This window comes from Trebonia sp. (assembly GCF_049794275.1).
Taxonomy (GTDB): domain Bacteria; phylum Actinomycetota; class Actinomycetes; order Streptosporangiales; family Streptosporangiaceae; genus Trebonia.
Genome location: NZ_JBARCR010000253.1, coordinates 1 through 2489, shown reverse-complemented (window position 1 = coordinate 2489; position 2489 = coordinate 1). Strand labels below are relative to the sequence as shown.

Annotated in this window: 2 protein-coding genes; both read right to left on the bottom strand. The window is 72.4% G+C overall.

Going from position 1 to position 2489, the window contains the following annotated elements; all coding sequences use genetic code 11:
• Window positions 1-172: 172 nt before the first annotated feature.
• A complete protein-coding gene (locus tag WA805_RS07355) occupies window positions 173-1072 on the bottom strand; it encodes an isocitrate lyase/PEP mutase family protein (protein ID WP_425241957.1) in 900 nt (299 codons plus the stop codon).
• Window positions 1073-1130: 58 nt separating this feature from the next.
• Window positions 1131-2489: RecQ family ATP-dependent DNA helicase (locus WA805_RS07350; RefSeq protein ID WP_425241956.1), on the bottom strand; the 1359-nt coding region annotated here is incomplete at its 5' end.

The window sequence follows — 2489 nt, the reverse complement described above, 5'->3', positions numbered from 1 at the left end:
GCCCACGGCGCGGCCGCGGCCACCTGCGGGGTGACCGACAGCAACGGCACCACGGGGATTTCCGTGCGGCGCACCCGGTCAGCCGCGGTCAGCCGCGCTGCCGCCCACGCGGCGAACCCGCCCGCGACGACCCAGCACATGGCCGTGACCTTCGATCCGGTTCCCGCCACGATCACGACTCACGCGCGATGTAACGCTGCTCGATCCCGCGCACCTCGGGCAGCCCGATGAAGTCGGTGAACTCGCCGAACGTCGGGAGCTCGCCAAGGAGTGCCGCCGGGGTGCCTGCCGTGGCGATCTCCTTCAGGATGCGGCGCATCGCGGCGGTGGCCGCCAGCAGCGTGCCGATCGGGAAGATCACGATGCGGTACCCGAGTTCGGTGAGCCGGTCCAGGCCCACCGGCGGCGTCTTGCCGCCCTCGGCCCAGTTGAACAGCAGCGGGACGTCGGGGAACGCCGCCGCCGCGGCCTCGATCTCCGCCTCGGAGACCAGCGCCTCGATGAACAGGACGTCGGCCCCGGCGTCGCGGTACCGCCGCGCGCGGTCCAGCGCGCTGTCCAGGCCCTCCACGGCACGGGCGTCGGTCCTGGCGATGATCACGAAGTCGGGGTCGGTGCGCGCGTCGACCGCGGCCCTGACTTTCTGCGCCATCTCGTCGGCGCCGATGACCTGCTTGCCCTCCATGTGGCCGCACTTCTTGGGCGCGACCTGGTCCTCGATATGGAGCCCGGCCACCCCGGCCGCCTCGTAGGCGCCGACGGTGCGGATCACGTTCAGCGGGTTGCCGTAGCCCGTGTCCGCGTCAGCGATCAGCGGGATGTCCACGCACGCCGCGATGCGGCCCGCGCTGTCGGCCATCTCGGTCATCGTGAGCAGGCCCACGTCGGGCCGTCCGAGCAGCGCGGCGGACGTGCCGAACCCGGTCATGTACACCGCGGCGAACCCGGCCTCCTCGACCAGGCGGGCGGCCAGCGGATCGAACGCGCCCGGCGCCACCACCGTCTGGCCCGAGTTCAGCAGCTCGCGCAGCCGGGCGGGGCCGCCGCGACGCCGGGTCAGCCGGCCCGTCACCGGACGCCCGGCCGTGGTTGCGGAAAATGTGACTGCACGCAGACGAGGTTAGCCGCCGTCACGGCGCGGGCCGCAGCAGGCCACGTTCAACCACGACAGGGACGAACAGCTGGCGGTAGCCGTGCTCGTCGAACAGCACGGTGACCTGGTCACCGTCGTACCGCTGGACGGTGCCCTCGCCCCAGTGTTCGCTCACCACCCGGGTGCCGACGCCGAACGGGATATCGCTCCGGTCTGCCGCCGGGGGAGTGCCGGTGAAGTCGCTGCGCGCGAGGTCGTTGTCGCAGTTGCCGCACGGACCCGGGTAATCCTGCCCGAAGTAGGTGAGCACGAACGAACGCCGGCACCCGGGATGCTCGGCGTAGTGGCGCATCATCGTCAGCCGGGACCGCTCGACTTCGCCTTCGCGCTCCGTCTTCTCCTCGGACGCGGTGAAGGCCTCGGCAACCGTCATCGTCCCGCTCCAGCGGGCCCCGCCGTCCGGCTGCCACGTCACCGCGCCGAGATCCGCCAGCTGGGCGATCGCGGCCGTCTGCAGGCGGGTGCCGGCTTCCGCGTCCTGGCCGGCCGCGAGCGCGGTGGCGGCCTGGACCACCGCCGCGCTGGAGACGCCGCGCGCGGTCAGGTGCCGCGCGGTCTCGAAGTCCTCATACCGGTAGAGCAGTCGCGCCTGCGACGGCGCCCCGTCCCGGCCGGCCCGCCCGAACTCCTGGTAGTACGAGTCGGGCGACGGCGGCGGGTCGTAGTGCACGACCCAGCGCACGTCCGGCTTGTCGATCCCCATCCCGAACGCGACGGTGGCCGCGATGACCCGCGCCGTGCCGTCGAGGAACGCCGCCATCGCGTCCTGCCGGGCGCGCGAGGCCAGCCCGGCGTGATAGAGCGTCATCCGCTCCCCGGCCGCCGCGAGCGTGTCGTGAGCCGCCTTCGCGTCGGCGTGCGTCGCCGCGTAGACGATCCCAGGCCCCTCGAACTCGGTCGCCGCACGGACGAGGTGCTGCTGCTTTTCCTTGACACTCTGTGCCCGGCGGACCGACAGGAAGATGTTCGGCCGGTCGAAGTCGCCGATCACGGTCTCCGGCTCGCGCATGCCGAGCCGTTGTACGATCTCCTGGCGCACCGGCGGCGCCGCGGTGGCGGTCAGCGCCAGGCGCACCGGCGCGCCGACGGCCTCCGCCTGCGCTCCCAGCAGCATGTAATCGGGGCGGAAGTCATGGCCCCACTGGCTAATCAGGTGGGCCTCGTCCACGACGAAAAGACCCGGCGCCGCGCGCGCGAGCGTCTGACGGGTCTCCGGGTTAGCGAGTTGCTCCGGCGACAGGAACACGAACGTGTCGGGACGGCATGAGTCCAGCAGCGCCGCAGCGCGGGTGCCGGCCGACTGGCGCGAGTTCAGGACGATGGCGTGCAGGCCAGC